Genomic DNA, 1972 nt, shown 5'->3' on the forward strand with positions numbered 1-1972 from the left:
TTTAACTCTTTGATTGCCTCAGAACGGCTATAACCGTTTTTTTGTAAAAAGACATACTTGCAGGTATACCTGCCTCGATTTATCGTTAAATTGAGCCTGCAGCAAAGCACGATTCTCTGCATCGTTGGCTCTGGCCTCTGTGCCTCTGCATATTTGATATTCCTTTTCAGGTAGCGGGACATTAAAACGAGCTTTTCGAGCATCCAGATTAGATCGTCGATAATTTCCGGCGGACATTTAAGGGTAAGAGTGGACGGCGAAACCTTTTCAACATGTATCATCTGAAAATCCTCCCGAATAAGAGTTTGTGAATTACTCTTATCGGGAAGATTGCCGGACATCTAAGAGGTCTGTTTTTTGTAAAAGGGAATTAAAGACCAGAATATAAAGGCGATTGCGAGGATTTTGCAAAAATAACTTAACATAATATATCTTATCAGTCATTTATAATAAACACACATTGTTGATAACTTGTTATAAACCCGTTGGGTAATTTTTAGGTAAATGCACCATAGTTGGTTTTTATCGAAACTGTACAACTTATAGGCACATAAAAAAAGTCTATTCATTAAGAGGTTATAAATTTTTTACGAGGCTTCCTATTGCAATATCATCCTTATACCCCAAAATGTGAGCATTAACAAGCATTCCTGCTTCTGCATCACTACTGTCCTTTAATATAACCTTTATATAATTTCCAGCCGTACCGATTAGTCTATCACAACTCCGATCTTCTATTACAATATCAAGGGTTCTACCGATGTTCTTCCTGATGAAATCCTGTTTTTTAATCATTCCTATTTCCCTCAGGATAGATACACGTTCTTTTTTTATTGCTCCTGCCACCTGTTTGGTGAATGTTGCAGCTTTTGTTTTTGGTCTCGATGAATATGGGAAGACGTGTAAATAAGAAAAGGGGATAGATTCAATAAGTTGCTTAGTATTGTTAAATTCGACCTCTCCCTCTCCTGGAAACCCGACTATCACATCTGTCCCAAAGGCTATGTCAGGAACTTTTTTAAATATTTTTTCAATCCCTGAAAAGAAATCTTCAACAGAATATGTCCTGTTCATAAGTTTCAAAATATTATCATCCCCACTCTGAAGCGGTATATGAAGGTGTTTACATACGCGACCTTCCTTAAGCAATTCAATAAGCTCATCATCTATCTCTTTAATTTCCAGAGAACTGAGCCTTATTCTTGGAATATTTGTATTTTTTAGTATGTTATGCAATAAAAATGAAAGTGTCTTCTTAGGTTTTAAATCACAACCATATGTTCCAAGATGAATGCCGGTAATGACAATTTCTTTGTATCCCAGTGACTCATACGATTTGATTTCATTTATTACATCATCAACTGCAACACTCCTCGATCTTCCCCTTGCCATAGGAATGACACAATAACTGCATGAATGATTACAACCGTCCTGCACCTTAACTATAGGTCTGTGGCGTGCATGCATATTAAAGCTTGTATTGTTACTAAAAAATCCATTAGGAATCATATTGATAATGTTGTCTTTATTGCTATTTCTGATTACTTCAATATCACAACCCATATTTTCAAGTTGCTCTTTATTTAATTCAGCATAACATCCTGTGACTATGACCTTTTTTGTGTTATTCTTTAGTGCTTTATTAATTATTTGTCTTGACTGATAATCCGCCTTGGATGTTACTGTGCAGGTATTAATGATGCATAAGTCGGGCTCTCCTGAAATGTCCACTATCCGATGTCCTGCCTTATTTAAGGCGTGCTCTATGCGCATACTTTCTGCCTGGTTTGTTTTACATCCGAGGGTTAAAACTGCTATCTTCATGCGAAGCTTAAATAATATCTCCTTCGAGGGAATGCCTGAGTGGTCTCGTGATTTTGACCGTAATCATATCGCCAGGTTTTATATTATCTTTTAAAGGTATGTGTACTTCTTTGTTTGTCCTTGTTCTGCCAGTGAATTTATTGGAAGT

3 protein-coding genes are annotated in these 1972 nt (G+C 36.5%); all 3 read right to left on the reverse strand.

The features are described 5' to 3' along the window. Positions 1-281, reverse strand: a 281-nt coding sequence (locus V7L97_RS12395; protein WP_333656453.1) for a hypothetical protein, incomplete at its 3' end; no start/stop codon positions are given. Positions 282-576: 295 nt separating this feature from the next. Beyond that, on the reverse strand, positions 577-1824 hold the full coding sequence (mtaB, locus tag V7L97_RS12400) for a tRNA (N(6)-L-threonylcarbamoyladenosine(37)-C(2))-methylthiotransferase MtaB (protein WP_333656456.1): 1248 nt from the start codon (positions 1822-1824) through the stop codon (positions 577-579). A 7-nt stretch (positions 1825-1831) separates the two neighbouring features. Beyond that, positions 1832-1972: TRAM domain-containing protein (locus V7L97_RS13210; RefSeq protein WP_442891846.1), on the reverse strand; the 141-nt coding region annotated here is incomplete at its 5' end.

Source organism: Dissulfurispira sp. (genome assembly GCF_036745535.1).
In the GTDB taxonomy this organism is placed as follows: Bacteria; Nitrospirota; Thermodesulfovibrionia; order Thermodesulfovibrionales; family Dissulfurispiraceae; genus Dissulfurispira.